Origin of the sequence: Plastoroseomonas hellenica, assembly GCF_018129085.1 — a bacterium.
Classification (GTDB): domain Bacteria; phylum Pseudomonadota; class Alphaproteobacteria; order Acetobacterales; family Acetobacteraceae; genus Plastoroseomonas; species Plastoroseomonas hellenica.
Map to the genome: position 1 here is coordinate 1 of NZ_JAAGBB010000039.1, position 15,036 is coordinate 15,036.

At 71.3% G+C, this 15,036-nt stretch carries 14 protein-coding genes; 9 read left to right on the forward strand and 5 right to left on the reverse strand.

The genetic code is table 11. The features are described from left to right. The coding region (locus GXW71_RS25115) for a serine/threonine-protein kinase (protein WP_211855442.1) at positions 1-1,782 on the reverse strand (1,782 nt) is incomplete at its 3' end. Between the two features lie 363 nt (positions 1,783-2,145). On the opposite strand from GXW71_RS25115, the gene GXW71_RS25120 reads away from it, so the two are divergent. Genes GXW71_RS25120 through GXW71_RS25150 form a run of 7 tightly spaced genes read left to right on the forward strand, consistent with a single transcriptional unit; the run spans position 2,146 to position 9,511 of the window. Then, entirely contained in the window at positions 2,146-2,931 is a 786-nt protein-coding gene (locus GXW71_RS25120) for a formyltransferase family protein (protein ID WP_211855443.1), read from the forward strand. Further along, the gene (locus tag GXW71_RS25125; protein WP_211855444.1) at positions 2,928-3,686 is read left to right on the forward strand and encodes a cache domain-containing protein; all 759 of its coding nucleotides are present in this window, start codon (positions 2,928-2,930) and stop codon (positions 3,684-3,686) included. Before GXW71_RS25120 ends, GXW71_RS25125 begins: the two co-directional genes overlap by 4 nt. Then, positions 3,683-5,704: an MFS transporter gene (locus tag GXW71_RS25130; protein ID WP_211855445.1), complete on the forward strand. Its 2,022-nt coding sequence runs from the start codon at positions 3,683-3,685 to the stop codon at positions 5,702-5,704. The genes GXW71_RS25125 and GXW71_RS25130 overlap by 4 nt, the downstream gene beginning before the upstream one ends. Then, on the forward strand, positions 5,701-6,684 hold the full coding sequence (locus GXW71_RS25135) for an ABC transporter substrate binding protein (protein ID WP_211855446.1): 984 nt from the start codon (positions 5,701-5,703) through the stop codon (positions 6,682-6,684). The genes GXW71_RS25130 and GXW71_RS25135 overlap by 4 nt, the downstream gene beginning before the upstream one ends. 4 nt (positions 6,685-6,688) lie before the next feature. Continuing rightward, the gene (locus GXW71_RS25140; RefSeq protein WP_211855447.1) at positions 6,689-8,743 is read left to right on the forward strand and encodes a PP2C family protein-serine/threonine phosphatase; all 2,055 of its coding nucleotides are present in this window, start codon (positions 6,689-6,691) and stop codon (positions 8,741-8,743) included. Continuing rightward, complete coding sequence (locus GXW71_RS25145) at positions 8,740-9,075, forward strand: STAS domain-containing protein (RefSeq protein ID WP_211855448.1); 336 nt, start codon at positions 8,740-8,742, stop codon at positions 9,073-9,075. Before GXW71_RS25140 ends, GXW71_RS25145 begins: the two co-directional genes overlap by 4 nt. Position 9,076: 1 nt before the next feature. Further along, the gene (locus GXW71_RS25150) at positions 9,077-9,511 is read left to right on the forward strand and encodes an ATP-binding protein (protein ID WP_211855449.1); all 435 of its coding nucleotides are present in this window, start codon (positions 9,077-9,079) and stop codon (positions 9,509-9,511) included. Between the two features lie 51 nt (positions 9,512-9,562). Here GXW71_RS25150 and GXW71_RS25155 read toward each other — a convergent pair whose 3' ends face one another. After that, the gene (locus tag GXW71_RS25155) at positions 9,563-10,015 is read right to left on the reverse strand and encodes a response regulator (protein ID WP_211855450.1); all 453 of its coding nucleotides are present in this window, start codon (positions 10,013-10,015) and stop codon (positions 9,563-9,565) included. 110 nt (positions 10,016-10,125) lie between these two features. Continuing rightward, the gene (locus GXW71_RS25160; protein WP_211855451.1) at positions 10,126-11,157 is read right to left on the reverse strand and encodes a hypothetical protein; all 1,032 of its coding nucleotides are present in this window, start codon (positions 11,155-11,157) and stop codon (positions 10,126-10,128) included. 277 nt (positions 11,158-11,434) lie between these two features. Here GXW71_RS25160 and GXW71_RS25165 point away from each other — a divergent pair, with 277 nt between their 5' ends. Both GXW71_RS25165 and GXW71_RS25170 read left to right on the forward strand, forming a co-directional pair. Beyond that, positions 11,435-11,680 (forward strand): hypothetical protein, encoded by a 246-nt coding sequence (locus GXW71_RS25165; RefSeq protein ID WP_211855452.1) that lies wholly within the window; start codon positions 11,435-11,437, stop codon positions 11,678-11,680. Positions 11,681-11,802: 122 nt separating this feature from the next. Next, positions 11,803-12,042: a hypothetical protein gene (locus GXW71_RS25170; RefSeq protein WP_211855453.1), complete on the forward strand. Its 240-nt coding sequence runs from the start codon at positions 11,803-11,805 to the stop codon at positions 12,040-12,042. Positions 12,043-12,150: 108 nt separating this feature from the next. On the opposite strand, the gene GXW71_RS25175 is transcribed toward GXW71_RS25170, so the two are convergent. Further along, a complete protein-coding gene (locus tag GXW71_RS25175) occupies positions 12,151-13,413 on the reverse strand; it encodes an NAD(P)/FAD-dependent oxidoreductase (protein WP_211855454.1) in 1,263 nt (420 codons plus the stop codon). 6 nt (positions 13,414-13,419) lie between these two features. Further along, a complete protein-coding gene (locus GXW71_RS25180) occupies positions 13,420-15,018 on the reverse strand; it encodes an ABC transporter substrate-binding protein (RefSeq protein ID WP_211855455.1) in 1,599 nt (532 codons plus the stop codon). Positions 15,019-15,036 lie beyond the last annotated feature (18 nt).

A 15,036-nucleotide genomic window follows, 5' to 3' on the forward strand; every position in this document is an offset into this window, starting at 1 on the left:
GGTCTCGGGCGGCGGCGCGGTCAGCCGGGCGTCGCGCGGCGGCAGGGTCACCGCGGCGGGCGCCGGCGGCACCAGGCGCAATACCGGTGGCGCCCGGGATTGGCCGGCAGCGACAGGCGACGGCTCGGGCGCTGGTGGGGTCGGCGTCGAGGGTTCGGGTTCGGCCTCGGCCGGCGCCGCCGCGTCCGATTGCGGCTCGGCGGCGGGACCCACCGGCGCGAAGGATGGCCGCGATGCCGACCTCGTCGACGACACCTCGGCGGGCATCGCCACTTCAGGCGATGGCCCGGCATCGACCGCCGCCGCGCGCGACGGCCTCGGCGCCGGCCCGTCGAGCGCCGCATCCACAGGTGCCGGTTCCCGTACAGCCGGTTCGGAAGCGGAGGAGGCCGGCGGCGCCAGCGCGACGTCGGTCGCTGCCGCGGGCGCGGCGGATCGATCCGGCAAGGCCGGTGCCGGCAGCGATGGTGCCGGCGGATCGAATGGCATGGCGGGTTCCGCCGGCTCCGGCGCGGATGGAGGCTGCGGCGCGGGCGTCACGGACACGGGCTCCGGTGGCAGCAGGGCAGGTGGCGCCGCGGGCGGCGTGACTGCGGCAGGCCGGGGTTCCGGCGCGGCCGGCAGGGGCTGGACGGCAAGCGTCGGCCGCGCCGCGCCGCGCGCGGCTTCCTGCGTCATCCAGACATAGACGCCGGCGCCGCCGCAGAGCAGCCCGAGCAGGAAGCCGAGCAGCAGGCCCCAGCCGCCGCCGGGCCGCCGGCCGGCCGGTGCGGCGGGGATGGCGGCAGGGCGCGGCAGCTTGACGGTGGCGTCATCCGCCGCGGGTTCCAGCCCCGGCAGCGGCTCCAGCCCCGGCAAGGGCTCCAGGCCTGGCAGCGGCGGCGGCACCGGCGCCTGGACGACCGCCGCGGCGCGGATCGCCTCCGCCATCGCGGCGGCGTCGCGGTAGCGGTCGGCGGGCGCCTTCGCGAGCGCCGTCGCGATCACCACGTCGAAACCCGCCGGCACGCCGGGCGTGACCTGCGACGGCGGCTTCGGATCCAGCGTCAGGATGTTGTGGAAGATCGCCGGGACGCCGCCTGGGAAGGGCCGTGTCGCGGTCAGCATCTCATAGAGGATGATGCCGACCGACCAGAGATCGGCGCGCAGGTCCACCGCTTCGCCGCGCAACTGCTCGGGCGACATAGTGGCGGGCGTGCCGATCATCTGGCCGACCGCGGTCTGCTGGGTATCGCCGATGCGCGCGATGCCGAAATCCGCCAGCCGGACCTCGCCAAGTCCTTCCTCGGCGTTCAGCGCCAGCAGGATGTTCGCGGGCTTCACGTCGCGGTGCACGATGCCGCGCCCATGCGCGTAGTGCAGCGCCTCGAGCAGCGCACAGACGACGCGCACCGTCTCCGCGAGCTGCAGCCGCTCGCCGCGATCGAGCACCGCCTTCAGCGTCTCCCCGATCACCAGCTCCATGACGATCCAGGCGAAGTCCTTGGCCTCGCCGAAATCATGGACGGTGACGATGCCCGGGTGCGACAGCCGCGCGACCGACTGCGCCTCCAGGTAGAAGCGGCGCAGATCCTCTGCAGCTTCGGCATCGGTCACGGGACCGATCGGCATGGTCTTCAGCGCGACCAGGCGGCTGAGGCGGCGGTCGTAGACTTCGAACACCTGGCCGAAGGCGCCGCGCCCGATGCGGTCGCGCACCTCATAACGGTCGGCGATGACGCGCGGCGGCGAAGCCTCCGTGCTGTCGGCGCCCGGCGCGCCCTGCTCTCCGTCGGCTGGCATCCTGCTGGTCCACTCCACCGTGGCGGCCTGCACCGCTCGGGATCCGCTCTGGACGATGCGCCGACCCTAGAGCAGTATCGCCTTACGCGAAACATTCTGCTTTCTGCTCGCGATGGTAGAATTCGCTCCAGGGCAACGCGTTCCGGACGGAATTCGGATGGGCCGATTCCCGCCGGTCTGACCTCCTCCTATCGGCGCCCTGGTTAGCGATGCCTAAAGGGATCTCCCCCTAATTCAGCCTCTGCTTGGGGCCACCTGATCGCGGCAAGTACCACGCTTCATGCTGCGGCGGCCGGCCCGTCACTGGGTATTCACTCTTTTCGTTCCCGATGCGCCGACTGTCGGGCGTTGCATGGAGGCCGCATGCGGATCGCGATTTGCGTGAAGAAGGACATCTACGGACTTCTTGCAGCGCGCATCCTGGCGGCGGCCCTGGGCTTCGCGCAGCTTCGCTTCTTCTGCAGCGTCAAGACACGCGATGCCGAGAACGCGGTGCCCGCGCTGCGGCTGATGAAGCTGCTGGAGCGCGAGGTCGCGATCGACGCGCTGGCGGCGCAGCAGCCCGAGATGCCCGGCGTGCCGCATCCCGACCACTGGGTGCCGCTCCCGGACCTCCGCGCCGATGGCGGCGCGCGGACGCTGCTCGACTTCCGCCCCGACATCGTGATCTCCGCGCGCTTCAGCCTGATCTTCCCGCAGCGGGTGATCGACGCGGTGCCGCGCGGCATCGTCAACGTCCATCCCGGCATGCTGCCCGGCTATCGCGGCCTCTTCGCGCCCTTCTGGCAGATCCTGCACAAGGAGCCGGAGCTCGGCTGCACCGTGCATCTGGTGGATCGCGGCATCGACACCGGACCCATCCTCGGCGTCGCGCGCGTGCCCTTCCATCCGGCGCGGTCGCTGATGTGGCACACCGCGGCGCTCTATCGCGGCGGCGTCGGGATCGCCGCCGGCGCGGCCGCGTCGCTCGCCCGCGGCACCCCGCCGGAGGCCCACCGGCAGCCCGCCGCCGGCGATTATTACCGCTTCCCCTCGGCCGAGGATTTCGCGGCGCTCCCCGTCCGGATCAGCGACCCGCTCGACTACGCGGCACTGCTGGAGGAAGCCTTTGCCCCGCCGCTGCTCGCCGCGCGGGACCGGGCGGCGTGACCGGCAGCCTGTCTTTTGCGACGCGGCTCAGCGGCCTGCTCGCGGCCATGCTGGTGGTGGGCTGCGGCCTGGCGGCCAGCCTGAACTACCTGAAATTCGAGCGCATGCTGCTGGAGCAGCAGGCCCGGGTGCTGGAGATCCTGGCCGGCGACCTCGGCGACACCGTCCAGAACGGGCTGGCGCTCGGCGTGCGGCTGGCCGGCATCCCCGGCGGCCAGGCATTGCTGGAGCGCAGCCGCGCCGCCGAGCCGCTGGTCGCCGGACTCAGCATCGTCGATGCCACCGGCATCGTGCTGTTCGACACCGACCGGCAGAACCTGAACGCCCCGGCATCCCCGGTCGCGCTGGACGGACGGATCGAGACCGGCCCCTGGCGCTACCGCGACGGCGCCCGTTACGGCATCGGGGTACCGATCATCAACGGCTTCGGCCAGTACGAGGGCGCGGTCCTGCTCGGCTATGAGCGCGGCGCGGTCGACGAACGCCTGGGCTCGGTACTGCTGTCCATGGTCCAGGCCACGCTGCTGGCGCTGGCGGTCGCGCTGCCGCTGGGTGCCATCGGCATCCACCTGGTCACCCGCCGCACCCGGCGCTGGTTCGCGGCGATGGAGGCCGCCATGCAGCCCGGCGCCGCGCCGGAGCCGCTGGCCGCGACCTTGCAGGGCGCGATCGGGGAAGCGAGCGCCGACCTCGCCGCCGCCGAGCACCGCCTGGAGGCCATCGCCGCCGACCTGCCCGAGGAGGTGCGGACGTGACGCCGGATCGCCGCCTGATCGGCAGCGTCGTCACGCTGGCCGTGCTGCTGCTGACCTTGGCCGTCGGCTTCGTCTCCCACGCGGCGCTCCGCAGCTTCGAAGCCGAGCTGAAGCCGGAGCTGGAGCGGGAGGCGACCATCGTCGGCAGCATCGGTGCGCAGACGCTGCAGCGCGCCCTCGATCTCGGCGTGCCTTTCGACGGGCTGTCGGGGCTCGACGAGTATCTGACGACGCTGCTCGCGACGCAGCCGGGCCTCGCCTATGTGCTGCTGACCGATGCCGGCGGCCGTGTCGTCGCCCGCGCCGGGGAAGCGCAGGCGGAATTCCGCGGCCTGCCGCCCGGCTCCGCCCCGCCCGACCGCGGCGCCGTCACCCGCCTGCTCGGCCGCAGCTACGATGCCGCGCAGCCGCTGCTGGCCAATGGGCGCCTGGCCGGCTGGGTGCATGTCGGCATTGCCCGCGCGCGGCTCGACACGGCGCTCGGCGACATGCGCTGGGACGTGCTGGTCGTGCTGCTGGTGGTGCTGCTGGCGACCGCCGAGTTCCTGCGCTTCATCCTGTCGCGCACCGTCTCGGCGCCGATCGCCATGGTGCTGCGCCTGCAGGCGCGGCTCGGCGCCGGCGACTGGACCGTCCGCGCGCCGGGCGACATCGGCGCGGAGGCCGGGCGCGTCGCCCGCCACCTGAACGTGCTGGTGCGGCGGATGAACGACCGCTGGGAACGCCTCTGCTGGCTGGCCGCGGAATCGAGCGCCGCCCGGCGCACCACCGCCATCCTGGCGGAGGTCGGCGGCAAGCTGCGCTTCGGCGCCGCCACCGCGACCGAAGGGCTCGGCGCCGGCGCTGCCTCGGCCCGGCTGCCGCTGTTCCTCTTCGTCTTCGCCGAGCAGCTTTCGACGTCCTTCAACCCGCTGCATGCGCTGGCGCTCGCCGGCGGGGACAGCGGCGTGCTCGGTGCGGCGCTGCCGATCGCGACCTTCGTCGCCGCGGTCGCGCTGGCGACCCCCTGGGGCGGGGAGATCGTCGCCCGCCGCGGCCCGCGCGCGGCGATGATGTGGGGCATCCTGCCGGCGGCAATCGGCCATCTCGGCGCCGCCCTCGCCCCCGACGTGGCGAGCTTCGCGGTGGCGCGCGCGGTCTGCGGCGCCGGCTATGCCATCGTCACCATCGCCTGCCAGGTGCATCTGGCGCAGGAAGCGCCGCGCGGCCGTGTCGCGCGCAGCCTCGGCGGCTTCACCGCGGCCGTGATGACCGGCGCGGTCTGCGGCACCGCGATCGGCGCCGTGCTGGCCGATCGGCTGGGCTTCCGCCTGACCTACGGGGTCTCGATGCTGGTGGTGCTCGGCATCGCGCTGCTGGTCTGGGCGCAATTCGCGCCGGGCGGCGGCAGCGCCGCGCCGCGCGCCGGCCTCTGGCGCAGCGCCCGCGCCGCCTTCGCCGAGCCGCGCTTCGCCGTGCTGGTGGTGCTGGCCGCGATCCCGGCCAAGGTGCTGCTCGGCGGCTTCATCTTCTTCCTGGCCCCCCTCGAGCTTCGCGAGCTCGGGCTCAGCCAGGCGGCGATCGGCCGCAACGTCATGCTTTATGGCCTCTGCATGCTGCCGGCGATCGTGGTCGGCGCCTGGATCGCCGACCGCAGCGGCCGCGGCGGCCTGGTCATCGCCGCGGCCGGCGTGCTGAACGGCGCCGGGCTGATGCTGCCGCTCTGGCTTGCGCCCGATATCGCGCTGCCAGGGGCGATCATCGCGACCGGCGTGGCGCAGGGCCTGGCGGCAGCGCCGATGCTGGCGATCATACCGGACATCGCCCGCGGCGCGGTCGGCTCCGCCGCCATGCTGAGCTTCCTGCGTCTCGCGGAGCGCTTCGGCAGCGTGGTCGGGCCGCCCGCCGCCGCGTCCCTGCTGGCGCTCGGCGGCGGCCGCCAGACCATGCTGGTGCTCGGCATCCTCTCGCTGGCGACCGCGATCGGCTATGCCCTGGCGCTGCTGTTCCGCAGCGCGCGGCGGGAGGACCCGGCATGACGCTGCCCCGGCGCGCCCTGCTCGCCGCACCCGCGCTGGCGCTCGCCCGCCCGGCCGCCGGCCAGGCCCGGCCCTTCCGCATCGTGATGATCCTGTTCCGCGGCTGGGAGGAAGCCTGCGACGGCTTCCGCGACTACTTCGCCGCCCGCCGCATCCCGGTCGAGCTCATCGTGCGCGACATCGGCCAGGACCTCGGCCGCGTGCCGGCGGTGATCGCGGAGACGCGCGCGATCCGCCCGGACCTGGTCTATGTCTGGGGCACCTCGCTCGCGATCGCGGTGCTCGGCCCCTGGGACGCCCCGGATCCGGCGCGCCACCTGACCGATTTCCCGGTGGTGTTCAACATCGTCACCAACCCCGTCGGCAACCGCATCGTGCGGTCCCATGACGCGCCGGGCCGCCCGGTGACCGGCACCGAATACATCGCCCCGGTCGAGGTGCAGATGCGGGCCATGGCGCGCTACCGCACCTTCACCAAGGTCGCCACCACCTTCAACCCGAACGAACGCAACTCGCTCTCGGTCGTGCGGCAAATGCACGAATTCCTGGGCGGCGGCGTGACCGAGCTGCCGGTGGCACTCGACGCCGGCGGACGCCCGGACCCGGCCTCCATCCCCGATATCGTGGCCGCCGCCAAGCGCGCCGGCGCCGAATGGCTCTACATCCCGCCCGACACCTTCCTGAATGATCACCGCCTGGCGCTGACCCAGTCCGCCCTCCGGGAAGCGCTGCCCTGCTTCTCCGCCAGCGAACGTTTCGTGCAGTTCGCGGAAGGCCTCGCTGGCCTGGTCAGCCGCTACTACAGCGTCGGCGCCTTCACCGCCTTCAAGGCGGAGCAGATCCTGCGCCAGGGCCGCGCGCCCGAAACCATCCCGGTCGAGACGCTCACCCGCTTCTCCTTCCTGATCCGCATGGAGACGGCGCGGCGGCTGGCACTCTATCCGCCGGTCGGGCTGCTGCGCGTGGCCGAGACGGTCTGACGCCATGCTGCTGCGCACCCGCATCCTGCTGCTCTTCGCGCTCGCGACCCTGCTGGTCGCGGCCTCCGTCGCGCTGCCCGCCTGGCTGGTGCTGCGCGACGGGCAGAGCCGCTCCACCGCCCTCCGCGCCGAGCTCCAGGCGGCGCAACTGCCGGAAGCGGTGGAGCGCGCGACAGCGTCGCTGGTCGCGGGGCTGCGCCGATCCGCCGCCGACGAGGCGCTGGCCGGCGCGCTCGCGACCGGCGACGAATCCGGGGTGCGCCAGCGCCTGGCCGCGCTGCGCCTGCTGATCGGCCTCGAAGGCTCTGCCGGGCGCATGGACCTGGTCGGTCCGCAAGGGCAGCTCCAGGCCGCGGCGCCTGCCGCCGAGGAGCCGCTGGCGAGCGGCGTCACCCTGCTGCTGCGCGACATGGCGTCCGAACAGATCAACATCAGCTTCGAGAATGGGCCGGAGCGCAGCCTGCTGCTGGTGGCCAGCATCCGCCTGGCGCAGGGCGGGCTGCTCTCCGCCAGCATCGCGGCGGAGGACGTGCTCGGCCGCATCGCGCGCTTCCTGCGCGCCGACCTGCTCATGCGCGACCGCAACGGCAACCCCCTCTTTGCCTCCGACCCGGCGCTCTGGGATCGCGCGGGCAGCGTGAACGCCGGCGACATCGTCAGCTTCGAGGACCGGCTGTTCCGGCTGGAGGCGGCCGCGCTGACCAATTCCGCCGGCGCCGCCGTCGCGGAGTTGCTGGTGCTGACGGATGCGACGGCGGAGGTGCAGGCGCGCCGGCTGCTGCTGCTGATGGCCGGCGGGCTGCTGGTGATCGCCGCGGGCGCCACCTGCCTCGCGCTCTATCGGGTCATCCGCGACGCGCTGGATCCGCTGACCGAGCTGGCCCGGGCGCTGCAGGCGGTCGCCCAGGGCGACATCTTCGCCTCCGCCGCGATCGGCCCGCGCAAGGACGAGGTCGGCGCCATCGGCCAGGCGCTGGAGGCGCTGCGCAGCAACACCCTGACCCTCGACCGGCTGGAGACGCGCACCCGCCTTTCCGCGCTGCGCGAGCGGGCGCTGATCGAGCGCGAGATCGCCAGGCTGACCGGCGTGCTGGAAGGCCCGGCCCGGCAGGAGATCCTGGGGCTGCTGGAAGGCGAGAACGCGACCATCGGTCCGGCCTTCGCGCGGCTGTCGGGCCATGTGGTGCAGCAGCACGGCGCGCTGGCCGATCTGCTGGCCGAGCGCACCCGCGACCTGGCGCTGGTGCGCCAGGCGCTCGATGAGCGGATCCAGCTCAACCGCATGCGGGAAGAGCTGGACGTGGCCCGGCGCCTGCAGCTTTCTTCCGTGCCGACCACCTTCCCGCAGCGCCGTTCCTTCCGCCTGCACGCGACGATGGTGCCGGCCAAGGAAGTGGGTGGCGATTTCTGCGACTTCGTCATGCTGGACGAGCATCGCCTGGCGCTGCTGATCGGCGATGCCTCCGGCAAGGGCGTGGGGGCCGCGATCTTCATCGCGATGGCGCGCAGCCTGCTGCGCGCGGCCATGGGCCGCGGCGCCAGCCCGGCCGAGGCCCTGGCGCAGTGCAACGACACGCTGGCTGCCGACAACCCGACCCTGATGTTCGCGACCGCTGTTGTCGCGGTGCTGGATTGCCGCACCGGCGTGATGACCTATGCCAATGCCGGCCACAACGCGCCCCGGCGCCGCGGCGCCGGGCAGGAAGGCATGCTCGCCATGCCGGACGGCATCGCGCTTGGCGTCATGGACGGCTTCATCTACGAGGATCGCGTCCTGCGCCTCGACCCCGGCGACATGCTGCTGTTCTTCACCGATGGCGTGACCGAGGCGATGGGGCCGGGCGATGCCCTGTTCGGCGACGACCGGCTCGCCGCCATCACCGCGGACACAAGCCTGCAAGAGCCATCGCAACTCCTGGACGCGGTGGCCCGCGCCGTTGCAGGTTTCGCCGATGGCGCGCCGCAGGCGGATGATATGACCATGCTCGCGCTGCACTGGCACGGGCCCGAGCCGGAATCGCCCGCCACCGCGGCGCGCGCTGAGGAGCATGCGACATGAAGGTCACCACCGAGGCGAAGGGCGGGGTGCTGATCCACCGCATCAGCGGCCGGATCGACACCGCGACCAGCCCGGAAGCCGAGGGCAAGCTGACCGCCGAGGTGAAGCAGGGCAAGCGCGTCGCCTTGGACATGAACGCCGTCGCCTATGTCTCCTCCGCCGGGCTTCGCGTGGTGCTGATGGCCGCCAAGCTCGCCAAGGCCAATGCTGGCGCCGTGGTGCTGTTCGGCCTGCAGCCGACGGTGCGCGAGGTCTTCGCGATCTCCGGCTTCGATCGCGTGGTCGCGATCCGGGAGGATGAGGCCGCGGCCCTCGCGGTGCTCGGCAGCTGAGGTGGCGGCGCTCCGCCTCCTCTGCGGCCGTGACGCGGCGGAGGTGACGCAGGCCCTCGATGCGATCGAGGCGCATCTGCTCGATGCCGGCGCCGCGGCGCCGGAGGCGATGCAGCTCCGCCTCGTGGCGGAGGAGATCGTCACCAACATCGCCCGCTGCGCCTGGCCCGAGGGCGATGTCCGGCAATTCGCGGTGGAGCTGGCGACGGAAGCACGGCCCGACGGCCTGCATGTGCGCATGACCACCGTCGATGACGGCATGCCCTTCGACCCCACCAACCAGCCGCCGCCGGATATCGACGCCGGGCTGGATGAGCGCGAGGTCGGCGGCCTCGGCATGCTGCTGGTGCGGGAGATGACGGACGGGCAGCACTACGCCCGCGAAGGCGGGCAGAACCGCTTCTCCGTGGAGCGCCTGTTCCCGCGAGCGGCGTGAAGTCCGACGACGCCGGGTGGAGTTGCCGTCGGCCGCGTGTGAATCGTTCTGCTATTCCTTCGGCGGCTCGGCCGCCACGTCCGCGGGGATGATCGTCGTCTCCGCCGAAGGTTCCGCTGACCCTGCTGAGATAGCCCCGGTCTGATCAGCTTCTGAAACGAGAGCTTTGATCCGCTCGTCCAGCGCCGGACCGCCAAATGGCTTTTGCAGGTGCATGCAGTGGCGAAACCGCTCGGGGAGCTGGCTCAGTGCCAGCGACGTGATGAAGCAGAACGGCATGCCGCGTTTCGCGAGCGCGTCCGCAATCGGGTAGCTGCTCTCATCGCCGAGTGAGACATCAAGCAATGCGGCGTCGAAGGGCTGGTCTCGAAGCACCGCGAAGGCCGCGGATAGGCTGCGCGTTGGGCCGATCACACGATGCCCGAGGGCCTGAATCCGATGCTCGATGTCGGCGGCGATGAGCCACTCGTCTTCGATCACGAGGATCCTGGCCTGGGCTGCCACGGCGCAAACTCCATGATGCACCATCCTCAACGGCGGTCTGACGCATCAGTTGCGATTTAAAATCATGCGCGACAGCCGCGCGCTCGCATGCGCCCCCCTCGCGCCCATGGTCATCCGCCGTTGCCGGTGGCGTATTGCTGGGACTGCTGCCGGATGAAGGAGCCGCTGGAATTCGGAATCCACCCTTGCGTGTAGCGTTCGGGCGCTGCCCGGCGCGTGATGCGACGCGATCTCCGGACAGGCTGCGGCGGCATCGCCGCAGGCTCCTCCGCTGCGCCCTGCTCGGCCGCCTCTGCGGCGATGCGGGCGGGATCGGGCGGCACTGCGGGTGGGGGCCCTGCGTCTTCGGGCGAAGCGGTCTGCAGGGCAGCGGCCTGAACACCGGTGCGGCCCGCGGCCGCCGAAGGCGGTGCCGCGGCAGCAGGTTCCGGCCGTAGTTCGGCGCTTGCAGTCCCGGGAGGTGCCGCGGGGATTGGTGCCGGTTGCGGGACGGCGGCATCGAGCCTCATGCGTGAGGCGGCCGCCTGCGGGACGCTTGCTTCGGCCAGGTTAGGGGCTGACGCAGCCTGCCGTGTGTCGTCCTGGCCACCCGCCGCGAGCCAGCCGACCGCTCCGACGGTCACCAGCGCGGCAATGCCGGCGGCCAGGCGGTAACGCCCGGCCATGCGGCGCCGGCGCATCGCTCGCGCCGCCTGGTCTGCCGGAGGCTGCGGCACTGCCAGTGTGCTCCGCACCGCGTCCATCCAGGACTCCGGCAACTCAAGGGGCGGCGTGCCGGCGTAGCTTCGGGCGACCGCCCCCGCCAGGCGGGGAAGCTCCGCCTGCGCCAGATGGATCCGGCGCACCGGCAGCCGCGGATCGAGCCGGCGGAGAAAGCCCGCCAGGGTGATTTCAGCGTCGAGCGACGCCGTGACCTCCTCGTCCGACAATGGCCTGGCCCTGGTGGGGGCCCACAGGTCGAGGATCGCCATGCCGCGTGCGGGATGCAGCAGGACGAAGCGCCGCTCCTCCGGCAGTGTCCGGCCCGGCAACCCGGGCAACGCCTCCGCCGGCAGCACCACCCAGTCGGCGTCCAGCCAGCCTCCACCTTCGTGCATCGGCTCTCCGGGTGGGACGGCGTCCTGGCTGGCGGTAGCGGCCATTCGGTAATCCTTCCGTACTCGTAGCGGGCAGTGCGACAACACGCAGCATGGCATTCGGCGCGGCGAGGCCCGGATCACAAGGCTGAGGGATCGACGCCTCGCCCGCATCTCTTAACCGCCGGGTTGAGATCCCTGTCCGATCACCGCGTTGCGCGGTCGTGGCGCGGCCGTTCCTGCGCGGCACCGACACGTGCGCCCAGATCGGAACGCAATCTCACCTTACGGAGACCACGCCGGGGCGGCACCGCTTGTCGTGCAACAACAGCGAGCGGTGCTCATGCGCAAGACCTGCCTTTCATCCCTTCTGCTTCTTGCTGCGCTGGGGCTCGGCGCCTGCGGCCACAGGCCCGGGGACCGGGCACTCTCGGGTGGCTTGCTGGGCGCGGGAGCGGGGGCCGGTATCAGTGCACTGACCGGAGGCAATGTCGGCGCCGGCGCGTTGATCGGCGGCGCGGCGGGCGCCGCGGGCGGCGCCCTGACCAGTGGCCGGGACGTCAATCTCGGACGCCCCGCCTGGCGCTGAGGGCGAACGCTCGAGGCTCCTGCGCCGCGGTCGCTGATCCGGCCCGCCCTCCCGGAAGCCCCTCCTCGGCGCGAAACGCAACGCGCAGCGTGTCCAGCGGGGGACCATCAAAGGAGCGATTTGTGAGGAATCCCTGGCTGACACTGTGGCTGAACGGAGCCGACGCCTGGATGGGTGCGGCCCGTGGACTATCCTTCGCCGAGATCCAGCGCGAACAGATGCGGATGATCCACGAAGTGGGCCAACGGGCGATCCAGGTCTGGGCAGTGGCCTGGATGTTCCCCTGGCCCGCTCGGCAGCGGCCGATCGCCGAGCGCATGGCCGCGCTGTCCTTGCGGGTGGTCGCGGGCGGGCGGGGCTAGAGCGGTTGCAGCTCCGCTGTGCCTTCACCCGTTCAGGCGTGTGCGCCTGAACGGGATCTGCTCCAGTCACTTCGGCGGCGATACGGAGGCACCGTGCGGCAGCTTTGCTCATGCCGCTGCGGCGCGCGTGAAGCGCTCAGCAGAATAGGGCGTGGGATCGATGAACGGCGCGCGCCCCGCCACGAGATCGGCAACCAGGCGACCTGTGCCTGGTCCACCACACATCCCATAATGGCCATGCCCGAAGGCAAGCACGACATTGGCATGCTTGGGCGATGGCCCGATGATCGGCACGCTGTCCGGAATGCTGGGCCGCCTTCCCATCCAGACTGACGTGCCACTGCCGTCGAGCCCCGGCAGCACCCGCCTGGCATTGGCAAGCAGCGCTTCGGATCGCCGCCAGTCCGGTGCGGCCGCGAGCCCGGCGAACTCCGCCGTTCCCGCCAGGCGAAGACCTGTCTCCATCGGTGTGGCGTAGAATTTGTGATCGCCGAAGGCGACAGGCATGGGCAGACGTATCGACGGATCGATCACTGTCAGGTGGTAGCCACGCTCGGCTTCCAGGGGCACGCGTAGGCCGAGCTCGGATGCGACGCGTCCGGAAAAGGCGCCAGCCGCCACCACCAGCCCATCGAACGGGAGTGAACCCATGCGGGTCAGTACGCGGTCGGGCCCTGCGGCACCGAAGCCGATGCCGCGCACCTCGTCGCGCACCACCCGGCCCCCGGCTTCGGCCAGGTTGGAGACCAGCGCCTGCACCAGGCGATGCGGATTGCGGATATGCGCGCTGTCCGGGAGCAGCAGGCCTGCCGTGATCGTGTTCCCAAGCGCTGGAACCAATTGCCGGATCGCGTCGGCGCCAAGTTCCTCGGCGCGCTCGCCATGCGTCGCGCGCAGCTCCCTGATCAGCGCCTCGGTCCTGCCCGCCGGACGCTTGCGCCACACATGAAGGCAGCCCGCTGCCTGGATGAGGTCGCCGTATTGATCCGGCGACAGCAAAGCCCGGTAGCCGTCGGCCGGGCCGGCATTGAGCGCGTGCAACGCATCGGCCGCGGCGCGCACCACGTCCAGCCGGCTTGCCTTGATCCATTGGAACAGCCATGGCGCAGCGCGCAGCGCATAGCTCCGCCGGACCGAGAGCGGACCCAACGGATCGAACAGCCATTTCGGGACGTTCCTGAGCATGCCCGGCAGCGCAATCGGAATGCAGCCCGAGCCACTGATCGAACCGGCATTGCCGAAGGAGGATCCGAGCCCCGGCTCGTCCCGATCCAGGAGGGTTACGTCGTGCCCATCCCGTTGCAGCCGCAGCGCCGAGCAGGCGCCAATGATGCCCGCGCCGAGGACGATGATCTTCTTCCGTGCGGTCATGGCGCCCTAAACCCGCCGCACATTCCACGGCAGCGCATTCGTTGCCGGAATTACACCCTGCAGATTGGAACGATAGGCAGCGATCCCGTACCACTGGCCAAGGGGGATGATCGGCAGCCCCTCGAAGGCCTGGATCTGGATCGCATCCATCAGCCGCTGCGACTGCACCGCCTCATTCGCGTAGGTCCAGTCTTCGACCAGTTGCTGGAGCTTCGGATCACTGTACCAGCCGGGCCAACCGCTTTCGCCCTGGCCCTGGATGAAGACATTCAGCAATGGGTCCCTCATGCCCAGGCCGTGCGCCCAGGTGTGGAACATGTTCCAGCCGCCTGCATCGAGCGGCGCCTTCGACAGCCGTCTTTGCAGCACGGTGCCCTGGTCCATTGCCTGAAGATCGACGTTGAAGCCCAGCCGCTTCATCAGATCCGCGCTCACTTCGCCAAGCGGCGCCAGCGTGGGGTAGTCGGTCGGGTTCAGGATCACCACGCGTTCCCCGGCATAGCCGGCCGCCCGAATGGCGTCACGCGCGCGCGCAAGATCGGGTGTGGCGGGCATGAAGGCCTTGCCGATCTCGTTCACTTGCGGCGCGCCGCAGGGATACATCGCCATGCAGCTTTGCCAGCGCGCATGTTCGCCATTGGCGGCCTGCATGTAGTCGGCCTGGTTGATGGCGAGCATCAGCGCGCGCCGCAGCGCCAGATTATTGAACGGCGGAATCAGGTGGTTGAACCTGATGAAGGAGACATAGCCGAGCGCATCAGCGGTATCGACCGTGACGCCGCGCGACCGGCGGAGAAGAGGCACGACATCCGGCGCGACAGCCTCCCACCAGTCCATCTCCCCGCGGGTGATGGCCGCGGCGGCCGTGGTGCCATCCGGAATGATGTGCCATTCGATGCGATCGAAATGCACATGCTTGCCACCGGCAAAGTAGCTCGACGGCTCGTCACGCGGCACATAGCCCTCGAAGCGGGCGTAGGCGGCGCGGGTGCCGGTGACGAACTCGTCCTTCAGGAAGCGGAACGGGCCGGAGCCGACCATCTCGGTCAGGGGCGTGTTCGGACTGGTCCGCGCCAGCCGCTCCGGCATCATGAAGGGCGTCATCGCGCCGGCTTTGGCCAGCGCGAAGAGCAGGCGCGGGAAGGGGCGCTTCAGCCTCAGTCGGATGGTGCGGTCGTCCGCCGCACTCCAGGGTTCCTCGCTGATCCCAGCGATCATCTGACCCGTGCTGTCGCGCGCGGCCCAGCGGTTCAGGCTGGCGGCGCAGTCGCGGGCCAGGACCGGCTCTCCGTCATGGAAGCGAAGGCCTGGGCGGAGCGTGATCTCCCAGCTCAGGCGGTCCGCCGAGACCGTGTGGCCGGCCGCCATTTGCGGCCGTGGCTGGTACTGGCTGTCGAGCGCGAAGAGCACGTCGAACACATGGTAGGCATGGCCATTCGTCATCGACGTCGTCGTGACGATGGGATCGAGCAGCGCCAGATTCCCATGCGGCACGACGCGCAGAACGCGCCCGGCCTGAGCCAGGGCAGGGCGCGCTGGCATGGCGGCGCCCGGAAGCAGGGCGGCCGCAGCCAGGAGGCCCCGGCGACCGAAGTTGGATGACATCAGGCGCCTCCCGCGCTG

Coding starts and splice junctions, on each gene's coding strand:
- GXW71_RS25135 (WP_211855446.1), top strand. CDS start 5,701: ATGACGCTGCCCCGGCGCGCCCTGCTCGCCGCACCCGCGCTGGCGCTC.
- GXW71_RS25180 (WP_211855455.1), bottom strand. CDS start 15,018: ATGTCATCCAACTTCGGTCGCCGGGGCCTCCTGGCTGCGGCCGCCCTG.
- GXW71_RS25160 (WP_211855451.1), bottom strand. CDS start 11,157: ATGGCCGCTACCGCCAGCCAGGACGCCGTCCCACCCGGAGAGCCGATG.
- GXW71_RS25145 (WP_211855448.1), top strand. CDS start 8,740: ATGAAGGTCACCACCGAGGCGAAGGGCGGGGTGCTGATCCACCGCATC.
- GXW71_RS25175 (WP_211855454.1), bottom strand. CDS start 13,413: ATGACCGCACGGAAGAAGATCATCGTCCTCGGCGCGGGCATCATTGGC.
- GXW71_RS25120 (WP_211855443.1), top strand. CDS start 2,146: ATGCGGATCGCGATTTGCGTGAAGAAGGACATCTACGGACTTCTTGCA.
- GXW71_RS25140 (WP_211855447.1), top strand. CDS start 6,689: ATGCTGCTGCGCACCCGCATCCTGCTGCTCTTCGCGCTCGCGACCCTG.
- GXW71_RS25165 (WP_211855452.1), top strand. CDS start 11,435: ATGCGCAAGACCTGCCTTTCATCCCTTCTGCTTCTTGCTGCGCTGGGG.